24 protein-coding genes are annotated in these 22376 nt (G+C 52.4%); 19 read left to right on the top strand and 5 right to left on the bottom strand.

Annotated features, from left to right (window positions below; translation table 11 throughout):
* The first annotated feature begins 109 nt into the window (after positions 1 to 109).
* The 19 genes from EJE49_RS02875 to EJE49_RS02965 all read left to right on the top strand — a co-directional run bounded on the left by EJE49_RS02875 (position 110) and on the right by EJE49_RS02965 (position 18452).
* Entirely contained in the window at positions 110 to 1897 is a 1788-nt protein-coding gene (locus EJE49_RS02875) for a bifunctional diguanylate cyclase/phosphodiesterase (RefSeq protein WP_124948903.1), read from the top strand.
* A 72-nt stretch (positions 1898 to 1969) separates the two neighbouring features.
* Positions 1970 to 2722 (top strand): endonuclease/exonuclease/phosphatase family protein, encoded by a 753-nt coding sequence (locus tag EJE49_RS02880; protein ID WP_124948904.1) that lies wholly within the window; start codon positions 1970 to 1972, stop codon positions 2720 to 2722.
* Positions 2722 to 3879 carry a cardiolipin synthase ClsB gene (gene clsB, locus EJE49_RS02885; protein ID WP_124948905.1) on the top strand — a complete coding sequence of 386 codons (1158 nt, stop codon included), beginning with the start codon at positions 2722 to 2724 and terminating at the stop codon, positions 3877 to 3879. Before EJE49_RS02880 ends, clsB begins: the two co-directional genes overlap by 1 nt.
* A 150-nt stretch (positions 3880 to 4029) precedes the next feature.
* Complete coding sequence (gene rpsB, locus EJE49_RS02890; protein WP_124948906.1) at positions 4030 to 4776, top strand: 30S ribosomal protein S2; 747 nt, start codon at positions 4030 to 4032, stop codon at positions 4774 to 4776.
* A 78-nt stretch (positions 4777 to 4854) separates the two neighbouring features.
* The gene (tsf, locus tag EJE49_RS02895; RefSeq protein ID WP_124948907.1) at positions 4855 to 5727 is read left to right on the top strand and encodes a translation elongation factor Ts; all 873 of its coding nucleotides are present in this window, start codon (positions 4855 to 4857) and stop codon (positions 5725 to 5727) included.
* A 2-nt stretch (positions 5728 to 5729) separates the two neighbouring features.
* A complete protein-coding gene (gene pyrH, locus EJE49_RS02900; RefSeq protein ID WP_124948908.1) occupies positions 5730 to 6446 on the top strand; it encodes a UMP kinase in 717 nt (238 codons plus the stop codon).
* A 12-nt stretch (positions 6447 to 6458) separates the two neighbouring features.
* The gene (gene frr / locus EJE49_RS02905; protein ID WP_124948909.1) at positions 6459 to 7016 is read left to right on the top strand and encodes a ribosome recycling factor; all 558 of its coding nucleotides are present in this window, start codon (positions 6459 to 6461) and stop codon (positions 7014 to 7016) included.
* Between the two features lie 2 nt (positions 7017 to 7018).
* A complete protein-coding gene (gene uppS / locus EJE49_RS02910; RefSeq protein ID WP_124948910.1) occupies positions 7019 to 7780 on the top strand; it encodes a polyprenyl diphosphate synthase in 762 nt (253 codons plus the stop codon).
* Positions 7770 to 8582: a phosphatidate cytidylyltransferase gene (locus EJE49_RS02915; RefSeq protein ID WP_124948911.1), complete on the top strand. Its 813-nt coding sequence runs from the start codon at positions 7770 to 7772 to the stop codon at positions 8580 to 8582. The genes uppS and EJE49_RS02915 overlap by 11 nt, the downstream gene beginning before the upstream one ends.
* The gene (ispC, locus tag EJE49_RS02920) at positions 8579 to 9766 is read left to right on the top strand and encodes a 1-deoxy-D-xylulose-5-phosphate reductoisomerase (protein WP_124948912.1); all 1188 of its coding nucleotides are present in this window, start codon (positions 8579 to 8581) and stop codon (positions 9764 to 9766) included. Before EJE49_RS02915 ends, ispC begins: the two co-directional genes overlap by 4 nt.
* A gap of 2 nt (positions 9767 to 9768) precedes the next feature.
* The gene (rseP, locus tag EJE49_RS02925) at positions 9769 to 11124 is read left to right on the top strand and encodes an RIP metalloprotease RseP (RefSeq protein WP_124948913.1); all 1356 of its coding nucleotides are present in this window, start codon (positions 9769 to 9771) and stop codon (positions 11122 to 11124) included.
* Positions 11124 to 13436 carry an outer membrane protein assembly factor BamA gene (bamA, locus tag EJE49_RS02930; protein WP_124948914.1) on the top strand — a complete coding sequence of 771 codons (2313 nt, stop codon included), beginning with the start codon at positions 11124 to 11126 and terminating at the stop codon, positions 13434 to 13436. Before rseP ends, bamA begins: the two co-directional genes overlap by 1 nt.
* A gap of 11 nt (positions 13437 to 13447) precedes the next feature.
* Entirely contained in the window at positions 13448 to 13945 is a 498-nt protein-coding gene (locus EJE49_RS02935) for an OmpH/Skp family outer membrane protein (RefSeq protein WP_189941641.1), read from the top strand.
* Positions 13946 to 13958: 13 nt separating this feature from the next.
* Positions 13959 to 15005: a UDP-3-O-(3-hydroxymyristoyl)glucosamine N-acyltransferase gene (lpxD, locus tag EJE49_RS02940; protein ID WP_124948915.1), complete on the top strand. Its 1047-nt coding sequence runs from the start codon at positions 13959 to 13961 to the stop codon at positions 15003 to 15005.
* Between the two features lies 1 nt (position 15006).
* Positions 15007 to 15435 (top strand): 3-hydroxyacyl-ACP dehydratase FabZ, encoded by a 429-nt coding sequence (fabZ, locus tag EJE49_RS02945; RefSeq protein WP_124949243.1) that lies wholly within the window; start codon positions 15007 to 15009, stop codon positions 15433 to 15435.
* 19 nt (positions 15436 to 15454) lie between these two features.
* On the top strand, positions 15455 to 16225 hold the full coding sequence (gene lpxA / locus EJE49_RS02950) for an acyl-ACP--UDP-N-acetylglucosamine O-acyltransferase (RefSeq protein ID WP_124948916.1): 771 nt from the start codon (positions 15455 to 15457) through the stop codon (positions 16223 to 16225).
* A gap of 2 nt (positions 16226 to 16227) precedes the next feature.
* The gene (gene lpxB / locus EJE49_RS02955; RefSeq protein WP_124948917.1) at positions 16228 to 17391 is read left to right on the top strand and encodes a lipid-A-disaccharide synthase; all 1164 of its coding nucleotides are present in this window, start codon (positions 16228 to 16230) and stop codon (positions 17389 to 17391) included.
* The gene (rnhB, locus tag EJE49_RS02960; RefSeq protein ID WP_223246718.1) at positions 17382 to 17957 is read left to right on the top strand and encodes a ribonuclease HII; all 576 of its coding nucleotides are present in this window, start codon (positions 17382 to 17384) and stop codon (positions 17955 to 17957) included. Before lpxB ends, rnhB begins: the two co-directional genes overlap by 10 nt.
* A 48-nt stretch (positions 17958 to 18005) precedes the next feature.
* Positions 18006 to 18452, top strand: coding sequence for a CopD family protein (locus EJE49_RS02965; protein WP_124948918.1), 447 nt, complete (start codon positions 18006 to 18008; stop codon positions 18450 to 18452).
* Here the strand turns inward: EJE49_RS02965 and EJE49_RS02970 are convergent.
* The 5 genes from EJE49_RS02970 to era all read right to left on the bottom strand — a co-directional run bounded on the left by EJE49_RS02970 (position 18440) and on the right by era (position 22288).
* On the bottom strand, positions 18440 to 19570 hold the full coding sequence (locus EJE49_RS02970) for a M14 family metallopeptidase (protein WP_124948919.1): 1131 nt from the start codon (positions 19568 to 19570) through the stop codon (positions 18440 to 18442). The genes EJE49_RS02965 and EJE49_RS02970 overlap by 13 nt on opposite strands.
* 81 nt (positions 19571 to 19651) lie before the next feature.
* Complete coding sequence (locus EJE49_RS02975) at positions 19652 to 19840, bottom strand: YgaP family membrane protein (RefSeq protein WP_124949245.1); 189 nt, start codon at positions 19838 to 19840, stop codon at positions 19652 to 19654.
* Positions 19841 to 19901: 61 nt separating this feature from the next.
* Positions 19902 to 20627, bottom strand: a complete 726-nt coding sequence (gene pdxJ, locus EJE49_RS02980) for a pyridoxine 5'-phosphate synthase (protein ID WP_124948920.1) — start codon at positions 20625 to 20627, stop codon at positions 19902 to 19904.
* Positions 20624 to 21385, bottom strand: coding sequence for a DNA repair protein RecO (recO, locus tag EJE49_RS02985; RefSeq protein ID WP_124948921.1), 762 nt, complete (start codon positions 21383 to 21385; stop codon positions 20624 to 20626). Before recO ends, pdxJ begins: the two co-directional genes overlap by 4 nt.
* A gap of 6 nt (positions 21386 to 21391) precedes the next feature.
* Entirely contained in the window at positions 21392 to 22288 is an 897-nt protein-coding gene (gene era, locus EJE49_RS02990) for a GTPase Era (protein WP_124948922.1), read from the bottom strand.
* Between the last annotated feature and the right edge of the window lie 88 nt (positions 22289 to 22376).

Genomic DNA, 22376 nt, shown 5'->3' on the forward strand with positions numbered 1-22376 from the left:
GTCTTTGTACAATATCTTAACGCGAATTCATTGGGAGTGGGCGCTTGTCGTCAATTTGTCATGTTGCTGGTGTATTTTGACAAGCTAGGAAAATCAGGTGGAAATTCTCATGAAGCTACGCGAAGAGTTATTAGATATTCTGAACCGGCGGGCACTGTATCCGCTGTTTCAACCCATTATGGATTTGCATCATGGCACAGTGATTGGCTACGAGGGGCTGATTCGAGGTCCGGCAGAGAGTGAATTGCATCTGCCCCAGGCCCTGTTTCAGGCGGCTGAGCATACCGATTTGCTGGTGCGTCTGGAAATGCTGTGCATTTATACAGTGATGACGCAATTTATTCAGTCGGATTTGCCGGGCAGGCTGTTTGTCAATATCAGTCCCTTTGCGCTGCTGGCGGGCGCGCTGTCTGATCCATTGTTAACTGATTTAATTGGCGAGCACAGCGTGCTGACGGGGCGAGTGGTGTTTGAAATCACCGAAGGTTCGCCGCAAATGGACAATGCATCGGTGGTCGCCGGGCTGATGACCTTGCGCGAGCGCGGTTTTCAGATTGCGCTGGATGATCTGGGTGAGGGTTTTTCCAGCTTGCGGCTTTGGTCGGATGTGCGTCCGGATTTTGTGAAAATGGACAAGCATTTTGTTACCGGTATTGATAAAGACCCGGTGAAGTTGCAGTTTGTGCGCTCAATCAAGCAAATCGCGGAAAAAAGTAACGCCATTATTATCGCTGAGGGTATAGAACACCGGGCTGAATTGCTGATTTTGAAAGAAATGGGTATTTGCCTGGGGCAGGGTTATTTTATCGGTCGTCCGGTAATGCAGCCCGAGCGGGTGCCCAGTGCGGCAGCGCAGGCCTGCCTGGATGGCGCGCTGGTCAGTGCGAATCCCTGGTCGAAGATGGTGTTGCAGCGCGGGCGCCAGGCCCGGTTATTGCTGACTGAGGTGCCGACGGTGACAGTGACGACTGCCAGCGAAGATGCGCTGAAAGTATTGCTGGCTAATCCTGAGCTGAACGTGTTGCCGGTGCTGGATGGCAAAGTGCCGGTTGGTTTGCTGAATCGGACCCTGGTGGATAAATTTTCCCATGGTTATGTGCGTGATTTGTACAGCCGCAAGCCATGCACGTTTTTTATGGAGCAGAATCCGCTGATCGTGGATGTGACCATGTCAGTCGTGGCATTAAGCCAGTTGGTGCTGATGCAGGGGCAGAAACGCTTTGCCGATGGTTTTATTCTGGTGCGGGATGGTGCTTATGCCGGCGTCGGATCGAACTTTGCATTGATGCAGGAGATGACCAAGCTGCAGATTCAGGAGGCGCGTTACGCCAATCCGCTGACAATGTTGCCGGGTAACGTGCCTATTAATGAACAGATAGAGTTACTGCTGGGTAATGGGCAGATTTTCTGCGCATGTTATGTCGATCTGGACTGGTTCAAGCCGTTTAATGATGTGTTCGGTTATGGGCGTGGTGATGAGCTGATCAAGCTGACTGCCAATGTGCTGGTGAATCATGCGGACAAGGATATTGATTTTGTCGGCCATATCGGCGGTGATGATTTCTTTGTGCTGTTTCAGAGCACAGATTGGGAGCAGCGTTGTCAGGCTATTTTGCAGGCATTCGACAGCGCTGTGCAATCTTATCTGCAACAGGAAAATCTGGGTGACGGTTTTTACGTGGCAGAGGACAGGCGTGGCAACCGCGCGGAATACAGTTTCCCAACCTTGTCTATTGGCGCTGTGCCGGTGGGTCGCAATCAATTCCGTGAGTGCCATGAAATTGCAGCAGCCGCCACGGAAGTGAAAAAAGGCGCGAAAAAAATATCGGGTTCCAGCTTGTATGTCGAGCGCCGTACGGCTTCGTTGCAGCAAACCAGGGTGCTGGCAGCGGCTTGAGCAAGTATGAAAACGCCGGCAGTTGTTTAAAGATAGTAGCAAGTTGAGCATAACGCTTGCTATTATCTACGCATGAGTAATCAGCTACGTATCGCCAGTTATAACATCCATAAGGGATTTTCCCACTTTAATCAGCGCATGGTGATCCATGATCTGCGCGAACGCTTGCGTGCACTGAACTCGGATATCGTGTTTCTGCAGGAGGTGCAGGGCAGTCATCTGGGGCATGAGCAACGCTGGAAGCACTGGCCGGTTGCGCCTCAGTACGAGTTTCTGGCGGATGAAGTGTGGACAGATTTTGCTTATGGCAAAAATGCAGTGTATGACGATGGGCATCACGGCAATGCGATATTGTCGCGTTATCCGATAGTGCGCTGGGAAAACCTGGATATTTCGGCGCATGCCTTTGAGTCGCGAGGATTGCTGCATGCGGTGATTGCTGTGCCGGATATTGAGCATGAGGTGCATGCGTTCTGTGTGCATCTGGCATTGTTTGAGCGTAGTCGTAAACAGCAGTTGGCTATGTTGCGGCGGCGCGTGCTGGAGGCGGTTCCGCAAGAGGCGCCGTTGATTATTGCCGGTGATTTTAACGATTGGCGTGGTCATGCTGGTCGGGAATTTGCGCGGGATCTGGGTTTGGTTGAGGTTTTTGTAGCTATGCATGGCAAGCCGGCCAGAAGCTTCCCTGCACGTATGCCGCTGTTGTCGCTGGACAGAATTTATGTGCGTGGCTGGCAAGTACATCATGCAGAGGTCAAGCACGGGATTGACGACTGGCATCGCTCGGATCATGCCGTGCTGCTGGCAACGGTGGGCGTGTTGTGATGAATGGTCTGCTTTCCGGGAATCAGGTTGATTTGCTGGAAAGTGGTACTTCGTATTTCCCTGCGCTGGTAGAAGCAATCAATGCCGCGCAGTTCGATATTGATTTGCATACTTATATCTTCGCCAGCGATGCAACGGGTGCGATGATAGCGGCAGCTTTGTCGCAAGCAGCACAACGCGGCGTACGGGTGCGGGTGCTGGTGGATGGGTTTGGTTCGCGCGGTTTGTCGCCTCAGCTGATTGGCGGCATGCAAGACGCGGGCGTGGAGTGGCTGGTGTTTCGGCCTGATGACAGCTTGCTGGTGATGCGCCGTCACCGTTTACGGCGTTTACACCGCAAAGTGGTGCTGGTTGATGCGAAAATTGCTTTTGTCGGCGGTATCAATATTATTGATGATATGGATACGCCGGGGCAGACTCCACCGCGTTTTGATTATGCCGCGCGCGTGCAAGGGCCGATATTGGTCAGGATAATTCAGGATGTGCAGCGGCTATGGTCGTTGGTGCTGTGGACGCAAAGTAAGACTGCATGGCGAGCTAATAAGCGGATTGCTGTGCAAACTCAGGTGGCTGGACAGGATAGCGTAGCATTTGTGGTGCGCGATAACTTCCGGCACCGGCGCGACATTGAGCAGGCATATATGGCGGCTATTACCGGTGCGCGCAGTCATATACTGATTGCCAATGCCTATTTTTTGCCGGGCATGCGCTTTCGCCGGGCGTTGATTGAGGCAGCGGCGCGCGGGGTGAAGGTGACGCTGCTGTTGCAAGGCAGGGTGGAATACCGTCTGGTGCATTATGCATCGCGCGCGCTGTATGCTCAGTTGCTGGAGGGCGGGGTGGAGATTTGCGAGTATCACAAGAGCTTTTTGCATGCCAAAGTGGCCGTGATTGATGAGCTGTGGGCTACGGTTGGGTCGAGCAATATCGACCCGTTCAGCTTGTTGCTGGCGCGTGAGGCCAATCTGGTGGTGGAAAGCGGCGATTTTGCACGTGCATTGCAGCAGAGTTTGCAGGTGGCGATGCAGGACGGAGGGACGCTGGTGCAGCCGGATGGTTGGCGCCGGAGAGCGTGGTATCGGCGTATTTTACCGAACCTGGCATTGGGTCTGGTGCGCATGTTAAAAGGGTTGGTGGGTTATGGCAGGGAGTGGTGACTGCGTTGCTCCGCACAGGGTTATTGTGTTATAATTTTGAGCTTGTTATTTAATGTTAAATAGCAAAATACGCACAACTGTCTATGCTTAGGGTGTTCTCAATGAGAATGTTGGGCGACAGTTGGAGGCTTAACCCTAAAGGAAATTATCATGTCTATTACTATGCGTCAAATGCTGGAAGCCGGTGTTCACTTCGGTCACCAAACCCGTTTCTGGAACCCGAAAATGGCACCGTACATTTTCGGTCATCGCAACAAGATTCACATTGTCAACCTGGAAAAAAGCTTGCCTATGTTCCAGGACGCATTGAAGTTCGTGCGTAAACTGTCTTCTAATAAAGGTACTGTATTGTTTGTTGGTACCAAGCGTTCTGCACGTGAAATCGTCCGTGAAGAAGCTGAGCGTGCTGGCATGCCTTATGTGGATAACCGTTGGTTGGGTGGTATGTTGACCAACTTCAAAACCGTTAAATTGTCCATTAAGCGTTTGAAAGATCTGGAAGTGCTGTTGGGTGACGAAAGCGCTAAGATCCCTAAAAAAGAAGCGCTGGTATTGCAGCGTGAATTGGATAAATTAAATCGTAGCCTGGGTGGTATCAAGGATATGGTTGCATTGCCTGATGCGATTTTCGTAATCGACGTTGGTTACCAAAAAGGCGCTGTGGTAGAAGCTAACACACTGGGTATTCCAGTGATTGGTGTGGTTGATACCAATAACAGCCCTGCTGGCGTGAATTTCATTGTGCCAGGTAACGATGACTCCAGCCGTGCAATTCGTTTGTATGCACGTGGTGTTGCCGATGCTGTGCTGGAAGCGCGTAACCAGTCCATTAACGAGATTTTAGGTGAAGGCGAAGAATTCGTTGAGGTTGCTGACGAAGCGGCTGCAGCGCAATAATCACCAAAACGTTTAACGAAAAGGGGCTTTCGCCCCTTTTTTTGTAAATTTTGTATCGATTCAATTAAGGAGCAAGGCATGGCTGAAATTACAGCAGGTATGGTTAAAGAGTTGCGTGAACGCACTGGCTTGGGCATGATGGAATGCAAAAAAGCATTGACTGAAACCAGCGGCGATATGTCAGCGGCAGAAGACTTGTTGCGTATCAAGAGTGGCGCTAAAGCGAGTAAAGCGGCTGCGCGTGGCGGTTCAGAGGGCGTGATCGGCGCGTTTATCAGCGCCGATGGCAAAACTGGCGCGCTGGTAGAAGTGAACTGCGAAACCGATTTCGTGGGCAAGAACGAAGATTTCCTGGCTTTCTCCAAAGCTGTAGCGCAATTGGCGGCAGAGCATAACTGCACAGATATTGCTGCATTGTCGGCAATGGCCATGACTGGCGGTACGGTAGAAGAGGTGCGCCAGGCATTGATCATGAAGCTGGGTGAAAACCTGACTATCCGTCGCGTAGCTTATTATTCGACAGCGGGTCGCTTGGTAACTTACCTGCATGGTTCGAAGATCGGCGTTATGGTTGATCTGGATGGCGAAGAAGCATTGGGTAAAGATCTGGCGATGCACATTGCTGCAAGCAAGCCGGTGTGTGTGTCCAAAGACCAGGTTGCATCTGACCTGATTGAGAAAGAGCGCGAGATTTACACCGCTCAAGCTGCTGAATCAGGCAAGCCTGCTGATATCGTGGCTAAAATGGTAGAAGGCCGTGTAGCTAAATACCTTGCAGAAGTAACATTGCTGGGTCAGCCGTTTGTGAAGAACCCTGATCAAACGGTAGAGAAATTACTGGCTGAGAAAAAAGCCAAAGTGAATGGCTTCACCATGTTTGTTGTCGGTGAAGGCATCGAGAAGAAAGTGGTTGATTACGCCGCTGAAGTGGCTGCTGCTGCGAAGGTGTAAGCATGAGTGCGCCAGTGTATAAGCGTATATTGCTCAAGCTCTCCGGCGAAGCGTTGATGGGGGAAGATAGTTACGGTATTAACCGTGACACCATCACCCGCATCGTCAAGGAAGTTAAATCCGTAGTGGATATGGGGGTGCAAGTCGCCGTCGTTATCGGTGGCGGTAATATCTTCCGTGGCGTTGCGCCCGCTGCAGCGGGTATGGATCGCGCAACTGCCGATTATATGGGGATGCTGGCAACAGTAATGAATGCACTGGCGTTGCAGGACGCCTTCCGTGTTAATGGTGTAGTGAGTCGCGTACAATCGGCGTTAAATATTGAACAGGTTGCCGAGCCTTATATACGTGGCAAAGCCATACGCTATCTGGAAGAGGGGCGTGTGGTGATATTCGGTGCGGGAACGGGTAATCCGTTCTTTACCACCGATACCGCTGCAGCTTTGCGTGGCATGGAAATGAACGCTGATATTGTTATCAAGGCCACCAAGGTGGATGGCGTATATACTGATGACCCGAATAAGAATGCAAGTGCTACGCGTTATCAGCGCCTGAGCTTCGATGAAGCGATACAGAAGAACCTGAAAGTAATGGATGCAACCGCGTTTACGTTGTGCCGGGATCAAAAAATGCCGCTGGCAGTATTGAGTATTTTCAAGACCGGCGCTTTGGCGCGCTTTGTTGCGGGTGAAGACGAAGGTACGATAGTACATTGTTAAGAGGAATATTGCATGATTGCTGATGTCAAGAACACCGCTGAACAAAAAATGACCAAAAGCTTGGAATCGCTCAGAATCGATTTAGGCAAAGTACGTACCGGGCGTGCACATCCGGGCATACTGGATCACGTTATGGTCGATTATTATGGAAACCCGACGGCTATCAACCAGGTGGCTAACGTCACGCTGATGGATGCGCGTACGATTGCTGTGCAGCCATTCGAATCCAAGATGGTGAGTGCAATTGAGAAGGCTATTCGTGATGCTGATCTGGGATTGAATCCAGCCAGCCAGGGTGCAGTAATACGCGTGCCTATGCCTGCACTGACTGAAGAGCGTCGCCGGGATATGATCAAACTGGTTAAAACCGAGGGTGAAGCAGCCAAGGTTGCTGTACGTAATGTGCGCCGCGATGCTAATGATCAGCTGAAACGATTACTTAAAGACAAGGCTATTAGTGAAGACGATGAACGTCGCGCGCAAGATGAAGTGCAAAAGCTGACCGACAAATTCATCGCTGAAGTGGATAAAGCGCTGGTCGCTAAAGAAGCCGATTTGATGGCGGTTTAAGCGTGAGTATTTTCAGTAGCTCGACGCAAGCCATTCCAGAATCAGTGGATGTCCCGCGTCACATTGCCATCATTATGGATGGTAATGGGCGCTGGGCAAAGAAGCGTTTTATGCCACGTGTAGCTGGCCATAAACGCGGCGTGGAAATGGTGCGGGAAGTCATTAAGGCGTGCGCTTCCCGTGGCGTCAAGTATCTGACTTTGTTTGCGTTCAGTTCCGAGAACTGGCGGCGCCCTGAAGAAGAGGTGTCGTTACTGATGGATTTGTTCCGCTATGCGCTGGAACACGAAGTCACGAAGCTGCATAAAAATCAGGTGCGTCTCAAGGTGGTGGGCGACTTGTCCCGCTTCGAACCCCGGCTGATACAACTCATACATGAATCTGAGCGCATGACAGCAGGTAATGGTGGGCTGACCTTAACAATCGCAGCCAATTATGGCGGTCGCTGGGATGTGTTGCAGGCGGTTACCAAGTTGTTGGCGCATCAACCTGAACTGGCTGGCCAGCCGCTGGCAGAGCATCATCTTGAACCCCATTTATCAATGCACTATGCGCCGGAGCCGGATCTGTTTATCCGTACCGGTGGTGAACAGCGCATCAGCAATTTTCTCCTGTGGCAGTTAGCCTACTCCGAGCTTTATTTCACACCAACCTTGTGGCCTGATTTTGGCGCGGCCGAACTGGATCAGGCGATAGCCTCATTCCAGCAACGCGAGCGCCGTTTCGGACGTACGAGTGAACAACTTAAACAACATGCTCCTTAAACGTATATTAACCGCTGCTTTGTTGCTGGTCGGCCTGTTGGGCTGCCTGTTTTTTCTGCCGGATACTCTTTGGGCGCTAGTCATGCTGCTGCCCTTGGCGGTGGGTGCGCTGGAGTGGGGCAAGTTATCCGGCTTGTCTAAACCTGCCAGGGTGACTTATGCGCTGGGGAATGTGGTATTGGCGGGCGTTACCTACTATTTTGATCTGGCCGCATGGTTATATGTGGCGGCGCTTGTTTTATGGCTGATCATCGTGCCGATGTGGCTAGCTGCAGCTTGGCAGCTTAAATCACTCTGGTGGCGGATGCCAGTGGGTATTTTGGTATTGTTGCCGCTGTGGATGGCGTTGGTCGAGTTGCGCGAGCGTGGTCCATGGTGGGTGCTGTTGCTGATGGGCGTGGTGTGGATTGCGGATACGGCTGCGTACTTTGCCGGCCGTCAGTTCGGTAAACACAAACTCGCACCGAGCATTAGTCCGGGTAAGACCTGGGAGGGCGTAATCGGTGCCGCTGTTGCTGTGGTGGTATACGGCGTCATTGTATTGAAAGTATTGAGTGGCCCGCGGTTCGATGCATACGCCTGGGCATTGCCGGTAATGATACTGGGTGTGGTGATGTTGTACCTGAGCATATTGGGCGACCTGTTTGAGTCCTGGGTCAAGCGTGTGGCCAATGTTAAGGACAGCGGCAGCATATTGCCAGGGCATGGGGGTGTGCTTGATCGTATCGATGCGCTGACCTCAACCTTGCCAATTGCTGCATTGATCTTGTTGCATGCCGAATTGTTGCAGCGAATTTTATGACTAAAGTACAAAATCTGACAATTTTAGGCGCGACCGGCACGATAGGGGTAAATACCCTGGATGTGGTAGCGCGCCATCCTGAGCGTTTCAAGGTCGTGGCATTGACTGCCAGCAGCCAGCTGGAAAAGCTGGTAACACAATGTCAGCAGCATCAGCCACGCTATGCGGTAGTGCTGGAAGAGAGTGCGGCGGTTCGCTTGCGCAGTTTGTTGCTTGATGCCGGTTTGAAGACGGAAGTATTGTTTGGCATTGAGGCGTTGGAGTTTGTATCCGCCATGCCCGAAGTTGATACGGTTATGGCTGCAATCGTCGGTGCAGCGGGTCTGCGCCCGGCCATGGCTGCGGCACATGCGGGTAAGCGTATTCTGTTGGCCAACAAGGAAACGCTGGTTATGGCGGGCAGCTTGTTCATGCAGGCAGTGGCCGCGGGTGGCGCTGAGTTATTGCCAATTGATAGTGAACATAACGCTATATTTCAATCGTTGCCTCGCGAATTCGCCGGCGACCTGGCTGCATGCGGGGTGCGTCGTATTCTATTGACAGCATCCGGCGGGCCATTCCGTACGCTGCCGCTGGCAGATCTGCCGCATGTCACACCTGATCAGGCTTGTGCTCACCCTAATTGGGTAATGGGTAAAAAGATCTCGGTTGACTCCGCTACCATGATGAATAAAGGTCTGGAGGTCATTGAGGCGCACTGGCTCTTCAACGCGACTCCCCAGCAAATTGAGGTGGTGATCCATCCGCAAAGCGTGATTCATTCCATGGTGGATTATCTGGATGGCTCTGTGATAGCGCAGTTGGGTAACCCCGATATGCGCACGCCGATTGCTTACGCATTAGGTTTCCCGGAACGGATAGATTCAGGTGTATCAGCGCTGGAGTTGTTTGGCCGTGGCTTGACATTTGAAGCACCCGATTACACTCGTTTCCCTTGCCTGAAGCTGGCGTTTGATGCCCTGGCACAAGGCGGAATGCTGCCTGCAGTGCTGAATGCTGCCAATGAAGTTGCGGTGGCGGCATTTCTGGCAGGGCAGATCGGGTATGGCGATATCGCGCCTAATATTGAATACGCATTGGCTCGTGCAATTACCGGGGAGCCAGGTTCGCTGGAAGATCTGGTGGAAGCCGATGCGCAGGCACGGCGTGATGCCGCAATGCATATACAGAAGCGGGCGGCGTAGTCATGCACCTGTTAAGTACCCTGCTCGCATTTGTAGCGGCCTTGGGCGTGCTGGTGGTGGTGCATGAATCCGGCCATTATCTGGCAGCACGCTGGGTAGGAGTAAAAGTGCTGCGCTTTTCTGTCGGATTTGGTAAGCCATTATTTACCCGGCGCTGGGGGGCAGATGCAACGGAATGGTCAGTGGCTGCCATACCGCTGGGCGGCTATGTAAAAATGCTGGACGAACGCGAGGCGCCCGTTGCGGCGGCCGAGTTGTCGCGTGCATTCAATCGTCAAACTGTGTGGGCGCGGATGCTGATTGTGGTGGCGGGCCCTGTGGCTAATTTATTATTGGCAGTGTTGCTGTACTGGGGGCTGTTTTTGCACGGCGTACCAGCAATTAAACCGGTGTTGGCGGAGCCAGTACCAGCGAGTGCGGCAGCATTGGCCGGATTGCATCAGGGTGATGAAATCACCGAGATCGCCGGTCAGCAGGTACAGAGCTGGATGGACATAGACTGGATACTGTTGCGTAAACTGCCTACTCAATCCCCGCTACAGATTAAAGTGGCCGGTGGTGGTATGCATCAGTTGGATGCGAGCGGAGCGGCGCTGGGGGATGGTAAAGTAAGTGTGTCTGCACAATTGGGTTTGCATGTGTATGAGCCCGCTTTGCCTGCCATTATCGGGCAATTGATACCCGATGGTGTGGCGCAGCGTTCAGGTTTGCGTGTGGGTGATCAGATCGTAGCTGTAAACGGCGAACCCGTTAAAGTCTGGTCGGATTTGGTGCAATGGGTGCGGAATAATCCCGCCCGATTGCTAAAAACCGATGTCAAGCGCGATAGCAAAATCGTGACTATTAATTTGATGCCAGAGCTGTCACATGAACAGCAGCAAGAAATCGGTAAAATTGGCGCCGGTCCGCAAATAGATGAAGCCCTGTTCAAAGATATGCTGACGGAAGTGCATTACTCCTTCGGTCGCGCGTTGCAGCAGGCATTCAGCAAGACTTGGGAAACGTCAGCTTTCAGTCTGGTTATGATGGGGCGAATGATCACGGGTGAGGTGTCCTGGCATAACCTGTCGGGACCACTCACCATCGCGGATTATGCAGGGCAGTCGGCACGCAGTGGCGGGCTGGCCTTTGTCAGCTTCCTGGCGCTGGTCAGTATCAGCTTGGGCGTGCTTAATTTATTGCCGATTCCGTTATTGGACGGCGGTCATTTGATGTATTATATTATCGAAGCCGTTAAGGGCAGTCCGGTACCCGATCGCGTCATGGAATTGGGGCAGCGCTTCGGAATGGCGGCACTGCTGACGCTGATGGTGTTCGCTTTTTACAACGACGTTATTCGTTTGTTTGGTTCTCAATAATGCACAACAAAATCGCTATAGCACTGGTTACTAGTGTGTGGGCAATGTCTGCTCACGCAATCGACAGTTTCGTCGTAAAGGATATACGCGTTGAAGGGATACAGCGTACTGAAGCCGGTACGGTATTTAGTTACCTCCCTGTCAAAGTAGGTGATACGCTGGATGCAGACAAATCTGCAGCGGCAATTAAAGCTCTGTATGCAACCGGGTTTTTCAAGGACGTGCGTCTGGAAGCCCAGAATGGTGTGTTGATTGTGGTCGTGGAAGAGCGCCCGGCGATCGCGAAAATTGATATCATCGGCAGCAAAGAATTTACCGCAGAACAAATCAAGGATGGCTTGAAACAATCCGGCCTGGCTGAAGGTAGGATTTTTGACAAAGCCATGCTGGACAGGGCGTCGCAAGAAATTAAACGTTTGTATTTCAGCCGTGGTAAATATGCGGTACAAATCGACACGACAATTACACCCTTAGAGCGTAATCGTGTTTCGATTACCTTTAACGTTAAAGACGGCGATGTTGCCAAAATCCGCGATGTCAATATTGTCGGCAATAAGGCTTTTAGTGAAAAGCAATTGCGAGGCCTGTTTCAGTTACGTACCCCCGGCTGGTTTACCTGGTACAGCAAGAACGATCAGTATTCCAAACAGAAGTTATCTGCTGATCTGGAAACCCTGAAGTCGTTTTATCTGAATCAGGGGTATCTGGAATTTAATATCGATTCTACCCAGGTGTCGATTACGCCTGATAAACACGATATTTACCTGACTGTTAATTTGACGGAAGGTGACAAATATACCGTTACCGACGTCAAGCTCGCTGGCGAAATGATGGTGCCTGCAGCCGAGTTGCAGAAACTTATTACGCTCAAAGCTGGCGATACGTTCTCCCGCGAGAAAATTACCGAATCAGCGAAAAAAATTGGTGACCGTCTGGGTAATGACGGTTATGCGTTTGCTAACGTCAATGCAGTACCTGAGATTGATAAAGATAAACATACGGTAGCGTTTACCTTCTTTGTCGATGCTGGCCGCAGAGTTTATGTCAACCGTATCAATATTAATGGCAATACGCGTACCCGCGATGAAGTGGTGCGCCGTGAGTTCCGCCAAATGGAAGGCGGCTGGTACGCGGCGGACAAGATTCAGCGTTCGCGCGAGCGTGTCGAGCGTCTAGGCTATTTCAGTGACATCAACGTTGAAACTCCGCCGGTGACTGGAACGACAGATCAGGTGGACGTGAATCTGAGTGTGACTGAAAAAGCCACCGGTAATATCATGGTGGGTGCGGGTTTCTCTTCCTCGGAAGGCTTGATTCTGTCAGGTTCCATATCGCAGAATAACCTGTTTGGCAGCGGTAATGCATTGACCGCGAGGATCAACAGCGGTGGCGTAAATAAAATATATTCGATTTCGTACACCAATCCTTACTTTACGCCGGATGGTTTGAGCCTGGGTTATGACGTGTACCGCAGAGATACGGATACCAGTCGTTTAACCGCGCTTTCCACATACAAGAACTCGACTGTCGGTGCCGGCGTGCGTTTAGGCATTCCGCTGAATGAGAAAGATGCGATCAGCCTGGGACTGGCTTACGAGCGCTTTACGTTAACTACGTATCCGACCAGTCCGGTTCAGTATGTGAACTTCGTTAATCAGTATGGCAGTACTAACGATACTGTACGTGCGGATCTGGGCTGGTCGCGCGATAGTCGTGACAGCCTGACTTACCCGACCAAGGGCATGTTGCAACGTGTCTATGGCGAAATAGGCGTGCCGCCTGGCAGCTTAAAGTACTATAAGCTGAATTATCAGCACCAGTGGTTCCAGCCGTTAAGTAAAAACTTTACCCTGATGCTGAATGGTGAAGTTGGTTACGGTGATGGCTATGGCGGCCAGGGTATGCCGTTCTTCAAGAATTTCTACGCCGGTGGCGTGAGCTCCGTACGTGGATATGATACAGCGACGATAGGGCCTAAGTACCAGGATCCAACGACAGGAGCCATTGTGTCTGCAGGTGGTACACAGCGCGTTGTCGCGAATGCCGAGTTGCTGTTCCCGATGCCGGGTATGGAAAACGACAAATCGGTACGTCTGAGCGCATTTTTTGATGCGGGTGAAGTGGCTGGCCCTGGGGATTATTTAGGTCGTTACAGCAGCTTCTCATTCCAGGATTTGCGTTATTCAACGGGTCTGGCGCTTAACTGGGTTTCACCGGTCGGTCCGCTAAAATTCAGTCTTGCACAACCGCTGAATCCACAAAGCGATGATAAAAAGCAAGTCTTCCAGTTTACGCTGGGTCAAGTATTCTAAGGAGTAGTGTTTTGAGCAAGCCATGGTTAAAAAGTATCGTTGCCGCAACATTGTTGGTTGTAAGCACCGCGTCATTCGCTGAACTGAAAATCGGTTTTGTAAATACCGAAAGGGTGTTTCGTGAAGCTCCCATTGCGCTGACTGCCCAGAAAAAGCTGGAAAAAGAGTTTGCATCGCGGGATGCAGAGTTGCAGAAAATGGCAAAGCAGGCACGTGATTTGCAAAACCAGATCGAAAAAGATGGCGTAACGCTGTCTGATTCAGACCGTCGCAATAAAGAGCGTGATCTGGCGAATTTGAATCGCGAATATCAGCGTAGCGTACGTGAGTTCCGTGAAGACTTGAATCTGCGCCGCAATGAAGAGCTGGTTAAAGTACAGGATCGCGCACGCAAGGCAATTCAGGCTTATGGCGAAGCCGAAAAATATGACGTGATTTTGGAAGACGCCATTTATTTCAGTCCAAAAATCGATATTACTGACCGTATAATTCGTACCTTGTCGCAGTAAGCGGGTACACGTCATGTCAGTTCCCGCCTATACGCTGGCTGAGTTAGTGGCGCAGTTTGGTGGCGAGGTGCGCGGTGATGCATTGACCGCGGTGTCGCAAGTCGCCAGCCTCGCCCATGCTACCCAGCATCAGCTTGCCTTCCTGGCTAATCTCAAATATCGCGATCAGCTTGCCAGCAGTCAGGCAGGAGCCTTGATTGTGGGTGAGGATATGGCTGAGGCAAGCGCTAAGCCGCGTATCGTAACCAAAAATCCGTACACCTACTTTGCAAAAGTCTCGACTTTGTTTAATCCGCCCATCCGCGGTGAGGCAGGTGTGCACCCCAGCGCAGTCATCCATCCTGAGGCCGTAATCGGCGAAGGTGCCGAGATTGCTGCCAACGCAGTGGTTGAGCGTGGTGCAGTGATAGGCAGTCGATCTGTTATCGGCGCTGGTAGTGTGATTGGTGCGGAAACCATCATTGGCTGTGACGCACTGATTTACGCCAATGTCACGGTGTATCATCGTTGCGTGATCGGGGATCGGGTTATCCTGCATTCTGGTTGCGTGATCGGTGCAGATGGATTCGGTCTGGCACCCGATGCCGGTCGCTGGTTAAAGATTCCGCAAATCGGACGCGTTGTGATTGGGGATGATGTTGAAATCGGTGCCAATACCACGGTGGATCGCGGGGCTCTGGACGATACGATCATCCATGATGGCGTAAAACTCGATAACCAGATTCAGGTAGCCCACAATGTGCATATCGGTGAACACACTGCTATTGCCGCCTGTACCGGGATAGCAGGCAGTGCACATATCGGCGCGCATTGTACGATAGGCGGCGCGGCCATGATATTCGGTCATATCGAAATTACCGATCGGGTAAATATTTCCACGAATACCCTGATTACCAAATCGTTACCGAAGCCGGGGACCTATACCTCGGCATTGCCATTTTCAGAACATAGCGAATGGTTAAAAAATGCAGTGCAGATGCGTCATCTGGACAGTATGGCAAAGCGTCTGCGCGCTATGGAAAAACAGCTGGAAGCTTTGGAGAAAAAAACAAATGAATAATATGGATATCAATGAAATCATGGCGTATTTGCCGCATCGTCCACCCTTCTTGCTGGTAGACCGTGTGACTTATTTAGAGCCGGGGAAAAACATCATTGCGTTAAAAAATGTCACTATGAATGAACCGTTCTTTACCGGTCATTTCCCCGCGCATCCAGTCATGCCGGGCGTATTGATACTGGAAGCGCTGGCACAGGCCGCAGCCTTGTTGTCATTCAAAACAGTCGGCAACCCACCCGACAGTAACGCTGTGGTTTATTTTGCCGGTATTGACGGCGCGCGCTTCAAGAAACCGGTCATGCCGGGCGATCAGTTGGTATTGCATGTCGAAATAATGCGCCACCTCAAAGGGATCTGGAAGTACGCAACCTACGCCGAAGTGGACGGTCAGCGCGTCGCTGAAGCAGAGATGATGGCGACTTTGCGCTAATGAGTGAAAGTCTAGTTTAATGATACATGAAACAGCAATTGTCCATCCAGGCGCACAGCTTGGTGTGAATGTCAGCATCGGTCCCTACAGCATTATCGGCGAGCATGTGCAGATCGGTGATGGCACCACAGTCGCCGCCCATGTGGTGATCAGTGGGCATACGACTATCGGCTGCGACAACCAGATTTTCCAGTTTTGTTCGCTGGGTGAAGTGCCGCAGGACAAAAAGTACGCCGGTGAACCAACCCGCCTGGAAATCGGCGACCGCAATATCATTCGCGAGTTTTGTACATTCAATCTGGGAACAGTGCAGGATGTCGGCGTGACGCGTGTCGGTAACGACAACTGGATCATGGCCTACGTGCATTTGGCGCATGACTGTCAGGTCGCCAATAACACCATTTTTGCCAACAATGCCTCCTTGGCAGGCCATGTCCATGTTGGTGATTACGCTATACTCGGCGGGTTTACCGGAGTGCATCAATTCTGCAAGATCGGTGCGCATGTGATGACGGGTATCTCCAGTGTGGTGTTCAAGGATATACCGCCATACGTGATGGCTGCTGGACAACCGGCTGCGCCCCACGGGCTGAATAGCGAAGGTTTGAAACGGCGCGGATTTACACCGGCGGCCCTGGCGGGCTTGAAGCGCGCCTATAAAATACTGTATCGGGAAGGTCTGAGCTTTAGTGAAGCTCAAATCAAACTGTCCGAACTCGCGCTGGAAGTGCCGGAAGTCGCATTGATGTCCGACTTCCTTGCGCAGTCTGAACGCGGGATCATCCGCTAATCATGCAAGATCATATTCGACCGCCACGGATTGCGATTGTTGCTGGCGAAGCATCCGGGGATCTATTAGGCAGTCACTTGATCCGTGCGATCAAAGCACGTTGTCCGAATGCCGAATTCTATGGTATTGCCGGACCTAAAATGATCTTTGCCGGCGCGCGCAGTCTGTTTCCCATGGAGAAACTGTCGGTTAATGGTTACGTGGAAGTGCTGCGTCATTTACCGGAAATTCTGGGTATTCGGCGCAAGCTCAAACGCGCTATCCTCCAAGACTTGCCTGATCTGTTTATCGGCATCGACGCTCCGGACTTCAACCTCGGGCTGGAAATTGATCTGAAAGCCAGGGGTATCCCTACCGTGCATTATGTCAGCCCCTCAATCTGGGCCTGGCGCGGCGGCCGCATCAAAAAAATTGCGCGCGCTGTATCGCATATGCTGGTGGTATTTCCTTTCGAAGAGGCGATTTACCGTAATGCCGGAATACCCGTGACGTATGTTGGCCACCCGCTGGCAGATATGTTGCCGGAACAGCCGGATCGGCAGGCTGTGCGTGAGCGGCTGAATCTGCCATTGGCGACACCCATTATTGCTTTGTTACCTGGTAGTCGCGTGGGTGAGTTGCAGCAGCATGCTCAGCTATTTGTAGAAACTGCCCAACTGGTGCAGGCGCATCATCCGGAAGTGCGTTTTGTCGTGCCGCTGATCAGCCGGGAAACGCGCGAGATATTTACGCGTGCGCTGCATGCCTGTGATCATCCGCCGCCTATCCAGATCATGATTGGTCATGCTGATTATGCAATGACCGCTGCTGATCTCGTGCTGGTAGCTTCGGGTACGGCAACGCTGGAAGCGGCGTTGTTAAAGCGGCCTATGGTCATAACCTATCGTGTACCTAAATTTACTGCCTACCTGATGCGGCGTCAGGCGTATCTGCCGTGGGTGGGTCTGCCTAATATTCTGGCCAACCGTGACGTGGTGCCCGAGCTGGTGCAGGAGAATGCGACTGCCCCGCAATTAGCTGAAGCCCTTATCAATTTGCTGACTGATAAAAATAAGCGTGCAGAAATAGAAATCGAATTTGCGCGCCAGCATCGTGCTCTCAAACAGAATACGGCAGAAAAAATGGCTGATGCCGTGTTGCCATTTTTAGGCAGAAAGTGCAGCTGATTTGCGGCGTTGATGAAGCCGGTCGCGGGCCACTGGCCGGTGCCGTGTATGCGGCTGCCGTAATATTGGATCCGAAGCGCCCGATAGATGGCCTGACTGACTCTAAAAAATTAACTGCCAAGCGGCGTGATCAACTGGAGTTGCTGATCATTGAACGCTCGCTGGCCTATGCGGTCTGTTTTGCTACAGCGGCTGAGATTGATCAGGTAAATATCCTGCAGGCATCATTGCTGGCGATGCAGCGTGCGATCATGGCTTTGACCATGGTGCCTGATGAGGTGCTGGTTGATGGCTTGTATTGTCCCAAAGTAAATTTCCCCAGTCGAGCCATTGTGCAGGGGGATTTGACCGAGCCATCGATTTCGGCGGCATCGATCCTGGCCAAAACTGCACGTGACCGGGAACTGCTGCGCTTGCATGCGCTCTATCCGCAGTATGGTTTTGCTCAGCACAAAGGTTATCCTACCAAGTCGCACCTGGCGGCATTGGCGCAATATGGCATCACGCCCGAGCATAGACTTAGCTATGCGCCAGTGAAAGCCTTGGCGCAGCAAACGATGTTTTAACAGCAAACCCGAATGCTACTCTAACTGTATTTATTGAAAGGGAATCAAATGATACTGGCAAAGTTTTTACACGTATTGAGTGTGGTTATCTGGGTAGGCGGGATGTTCTTCGCTTACATGGCATTGCGTCCGGTGGCAGCTGAACGTCTGGAGCTGCCGCAACGCCTGAGCCTGTGGGAAGGCGTATTCAGCAAGTTTTTTCCATGGGTGTGGACATCGGTCGTGCTGATACTTGCTAGCGGCTTGTACATGATGGCGATGCTGGGTAAGCCGCCCGTTCATGTGGCTATCATGTTTGTGCTCGGAATTATCATGATGCTGCTGTTTGCCCATGTGTTCTTTGCGCCATTCAAACGCCTCAAGCGCGCCGTCGCAGCACAGGACTGGCCGGCCGGTGGTGCCGCACTCGGTCAGATTCGCAAGCTGATTGCCATAAATCTGAGCCTCGGTATTCTGACCGTGACCGTAGCGACCCTGGGTGTCTATTTAGGTTGATGCTGTAATGCCTGGCAATGTGCCAGTATGGGTGTGAGCAGCGCAGCGCCAAGATTTTTGCTGCGCGCCACACTCCAGCCAGAGTGCGCATCGGGCAGGTTGGCATTATCCTTGAACGGCATTTCCAGCGTAAGTGATACGCAACCGAAAGTATGCCCCACATATTTTGAGGCCAGCGTAAGCATTTCATCGGAAAACCGATCCGGCGCGTAGCCGTGTTCAGTCTGAAAATCCGGACTGATCTGTTGCAGCAATTGGGTGAATTCTTGCTGTTGCGCGATTAATTCGGGTGCATAGCCAGGTATCATTTCGCAGCCATCAGTGAACACGTACGGGATGGTCTCGTCGCCGTGTATATCCAGGAACAGGGCAACACCCGTGTCATGCATGGCCTGGCGCACGCGGCAAACTTCGGGGCTACGTATGATGCCAGGCTGCATCCATTCCCGATTAAGATTGATACCCACTGCATTGCTGCGCAAATTGCCATGGATGGCACCGTCCGGATTCATGTTGGGAACGATGTGCAGTGTGGCCAGTTGTGCCAGTTGGCGCGCGACCGGGTCGCTGTCATCAATCAGGCGCGTCAGCAGACCTTCGATGCACCATTCGGTCATGGTTTCCCCGGGATGCTGGCGGGCGATAATCCATACCGGTAACTTCCCCGAGCCCCAATGAATCGCATCGATAGGGCGTTCTTCCACACTGTTTCCCAGCGAGCTGATGCGCACATTCTCAGTTATTGCCGCGCGTGCAATCAGATCCAGGTGGCGTTCGTAGGCATAGGGTGCGAAATAGGCGTAATAGACATTGTCATGTTCTGGCCGGTGACGGATGGTTAATACCTTGCCATCATAATCAGTCGGGACGCGAAACCAGTTGTGCCGGTCATAACTGGCCATGGCCTGATAATCTTCCCAACCCTGGTCATAAGTGCAGTCTCCGGCATTCAGTAAGTGCAGGGTGAGCTCGGTGTTGGCAACGTCGTGGGCGCGAAAGTAAAACCATTGGCGGAATTGTGCGGCGTTATCTGCACGGATATTTAGCTGGATGTTGCTGGGATCGGTGGCGGCGACGACTTCAATTGCGCCGGCATCGAATTGGCTGGAGATCAACATAGGGATTACGGTTTAATCGTAGAAAAACAGATTAAACCGTAACTCCGGGTAAAACGCCAGAATTCTGTAAGCGCGAGATGTTTACCTGGTTTTGCAGGTTTTGATACCAAAAGGAAGATAAGCCGGACACCAGCCGATAAGGCCGGTTGCCAAGGGTACAACACCTATCCAGCCCCAGATGCCTATCGTGCCGGTAGCAGCCAGAGCTATCAACACGACTCCGGCAACAATGCGTATTACTCGATCAATACCGCCAACATTGTGGTTTATCCTGTATCTCCTGTTAATCGCAATGGAATCTGTATTAAAACACAAACGGCGCAGGGAGGTGTTATACGGCCACGGCCAGCATCAATTGCTTCATGTCGCGTACCGCAGCTTCCCAGCCGACAAATAACGCCTGCGCGACGATGGCATGGCCGATGTTGAGCTCAGCCACGCCGGGGATGGCAGCAATGGCTTGCACATTGTGGTAATGCAGACCGTGACCGGCATTGACTTGCAGCCCCAGCTTATTGCCATGCTCGACTGCGCGGATGATGCGCTGCAGCTCACTGGCTTCCTCGTGCTTATTCTCTGCATCGGCAAAGCGCCCGGTATGGATTTCTATCACCGGCGCACCGCAGGCGCGTGCTGCATCTAGCTGGCGTTCGTCGGCATCAATAAATAGCGACACGCGAATACCGGCACTGGCTAATATGTCACAGGCGCGTTTGACCTTGTCGAGTTGTCCTGCCACATCCAGCCCGCCTTCGGTGGTGAGCTCTTCGCGACGTTCCGGCACCAGGCACACATCATGCGGCTTGACCCGGCAGGCGATGGCCAGCATTTCATCGGTGACGGCCATTTCCAGATTCATGCGCGTGGTCAGTACCTGGCTCAGGGTGTCCACGTCGTGATCCTGGATGTGGCGGCGGTCTTCGCGCAAGTGCAGGGTAATCGCGTCTGCACCTGCCATTTCGGCCACCAGTGCAGCTTGTACCGGGCTGGGATAACGCGTACCGCGCGCCTGACGGATGGTGACAACGTGGTCGATGTTAACGCCGAGCTGTATCATAACTGTTGTAAATCCTTGAGTAGTTCCCGCGCGTGCAGGGTTTGTCCGGCGAGGTGGTGGTTGATAATGTGGCGCATCAGCTGCTTGCCCTGCATCAGGCTGGCAGGGTCGGCGTAATCGCCACTGGCCAGATCCAGCAGCGTTTTGCCGCGCAAGATCAGGCCGTTATGCGCATGTTCGGCGGAAGTCAGGCAGGCACCGCGTTCACACACGTAGCTGTAGAATTGTTCGGCTATGACTGGCTGGCCGCTGTCGGCTTCGTGGGTAAAGGGTTGCGCATAGCCAAGCTCGGCAAGCAGGCGCTGCTCGAACTGGCGCAGGATGATGGCGTATCCGGTCTGGGATAAGCCCGGCGTAGCCAGTGCCTGCAAGGTGGCGTGATAATGTTCGAACAGTTGCGGGTGTGGATCATCGCGTGCCAGCAGCTTGAGCATGAGTTCGTTGATGTAAAAGCCACATAACAGCCCCATGCCTTGCGGCAACGGCAGGCCGCCTTGCCATTCGGCCTTGTGCAGGGTGCGCAGTTCACCTTTGCCAGCAAATGACAGCAGCAGCGGGGTGAATGACTGGATCAGGCCACGCAGTTGCGAGCGTGGTCGGCGTGCGCCACGCGCTACCAGCGCGACACGGCCGTGTTCGCGGGTGAAGGTTTCGACGATCAGACTGGTTTCACGGAAAGGATAGCTGTGCAGCACCAGACCGATCGCGTTATCGACGCGACTACGTTCGTGGGCGGTGCTGGGAAGCCGGGCAGTCATTGCTGCTTAATCGTAACCGAGTTGCTTGAGGATGCGTTCACTATCGGCCCAGCCGCCTTTGACCTTAACCCATAGTTCCAGATACACCTTGCCACCGAACAGACGCTCCATGTCCAGACGGGCCGAGGTGCCGATTTCCTTGAGCTTGCTGCCTTCATGGCCGATGAGGATGGCTTTCTGATTGTCGCGGTCGACCAGGATGCTGGCAAATATGCGGCGCAGTTCACCTTCCTGTTCGAATTTTTCTATCATCACGCTGGCAGAGTAGGGCACTTCTTCGCCGGACAGGCGGAAGACTTTCTCGCGCACAATCTCAGCGGCAAGGAAGCGTTCGCTCTTGTCGGTAATGTCGTCTTCGTCGAACATTGGCGCTGCAATCGGCAGATAGTTGCGGATTTCTGCCAGCAATTGCGGCACATGCTCGCCATTGCGTGCAGAAATAGGCACGATGGCGGCAAATTTGAATAATTCGTTCATGGAGCTGATGAACGGCAATAACTGGTCTTTATCCTTCACCAGATCGAGCTTGTTCAATACCAGAATCACCGGCAAGTCGCTGGGCAGCAATTCCAGCACGCGCTGGTCGCGTTCGTCAAAACGGGTGCCCTCGATGACGAAGAGCACCACATCGGTTGAATGCAGCGCATCCATCACGGTTTTGTTCATGCCGCGATTCAGTGCGTTGTTGTATTGTGTCTGGAATCCGGGCGTATCAACAAAAATGAACTGCGCATCCTCGCTGGTATAGATACCATGGATACGATGGCGCGTGGTTTGCGCCTTGCGGGACGTGATGCTGACTTTGGCACCAACGATGTGGTTGGTAAGCGTTGATTTGCCAACGTTGGGGCGACCGATAATGGCAATAAAGCCGGTGCGGAAGTCGGGGTTGCTGGTGTCCATGGTGTTGACCGGGGTAGCGGGAGGAATAGGCTGTATTTTAACCTAAAAAGGTGTCGAGCTTGATACTGCTGCAACAGCCTTTTTGTAT

Origin of the sequence: Sulfuriferula thiophila, assembly GCF_003864975.1 — a bacterium.
GTDB lineage: Bacteria > Pseudomonadota > Gammaproteobacteria > Burkholderiales > Sulfuriferulaceae > Sulfuriferula > Sulfuriferula thiophila.

Coding starts and splice junctions, on each gene's coding strand:
- EJE49_RS02875 (WP_124948903.1), top strand. CDS start 110: ATGAAGCTACGCGAAGAGTTATTAGATATTCTGAACCGGCGGGCACTG.
- EJE49_RS02880 (WP_124948904.1), top strand. CDS start 1,970: ATGAGTAATCAGCTACGTATCGCCAGTTATAACATCCATAAGGGATTT.
- clsB (WP_124948905.1), top strand. CDS start 2,722: ATGAATGGTCTGCTTTCCGGGAATCAGGTTGATTTGCTGGAAAGTGGT.
- rpsB (WP_124948906.1), top strand. CDS start 4,030: ATGTCTATTACTATGCGTCAAATGCTGGAAGCCGGTGTTCACTTCGGT.
- tsf (WP_124948907.1), top strand. CDS start 4,855: ATGGCTGAAATTACAGCAGGTATGGTTAAAGAGTTGCGTGAACGCACT.
- pyrH (WP_124948908.1), top strand. CDS start 5,730: ATGAGTGCGCCAGTGTATAAGCGTATATTGCTCAAGCTCTCCGGCGAA.
- frr (WP_124948909.1), top strand. CDS start 6,459: ATGATTGCTGATGTCAAGAACACCGCTGAACAAAAAATGACCAAAAGC.
- EJE49_RS02915 (WP_124948911.1), top strand. CDS start 7,770: ATGCTCCTTAAACGTATATTAACCGCTGCTTTGTTGCTGGTCGGCCTG.
- ispC (WP_124948912.1), top strand. CDS start 8,579: ATGACTAAAGTACAAAATCTGACAATTTTAGGCGCGACCGGCACGATA.
- rseP (WP_124948913.1), top strand. CDS start 9,769: ATGCACCTGTTAAGTACCCTGCTCGCATTTGTAGCGGCCTTGGGCGTG.
- bamA (WP_124948914.1), top strand. CDS start 11,124: ATGCACAACAAAATCGCTATAGCACTGGTTACTAGTGTGTGGGCAATG.
- lpxD (WP_124948915.1), top strand. CDS start 13,959: ATGTCAGTTCCCGCCTATACGCTGGCTGAGTTAGTGGCGCAGTTTGGT.
- fabZ (WP_124949243.1), top strand. CDS start 15,007: ATGGATATCAATGAAATCATGGCGTATTTGCCGCATCGTCCACCCTTC.
- lpxA (WP_124948916.1), top strand. CDS start 15,455: ATGATACATGAAACAGCAATTGTCCATCCAGGCGCACAGCTTGGTGTG.
- lpxB (WP_124948917.1), top strand. CDS start 16,228: ATGCAAGATCATATTCGACCGCCACGGATTGCGATTGTTGCTGGCGAA.
- EJE49_RS02965 (WP_124948918.1), top strand. CDS start 18,006: ATGATACTGGCAAAGTTTTTACACGTATTGAGTGTGGTTATCTGGGTA.
- EJE49_RS02970 (WP_124948919.1), bottom strand. CDS start 19,570: ATGTTGATCTCCAGCCAATTCGATGCCGGCGCAATTGAAGTCGTCGCC.
- pdxJ (WP_124948920.1), bottom strand. CDS start 20,627: ATGATACAGCTCGGCGTTAACATCGACCACGTTGTCACCATCCGTCAG.
- recO (WP_124948921.1), bottom strand. CDS start 21,385: ATGACTGCCCGGCTTCCCAGCACCGCCCACGAACGTAGTCGCGTCGAT.
- era (WP_124948922.1), bottom strand. CDS start 22,288: ATGGACACCAGCAACCCCGACTTCCGCACCGGCTTTATTGCCATTATC.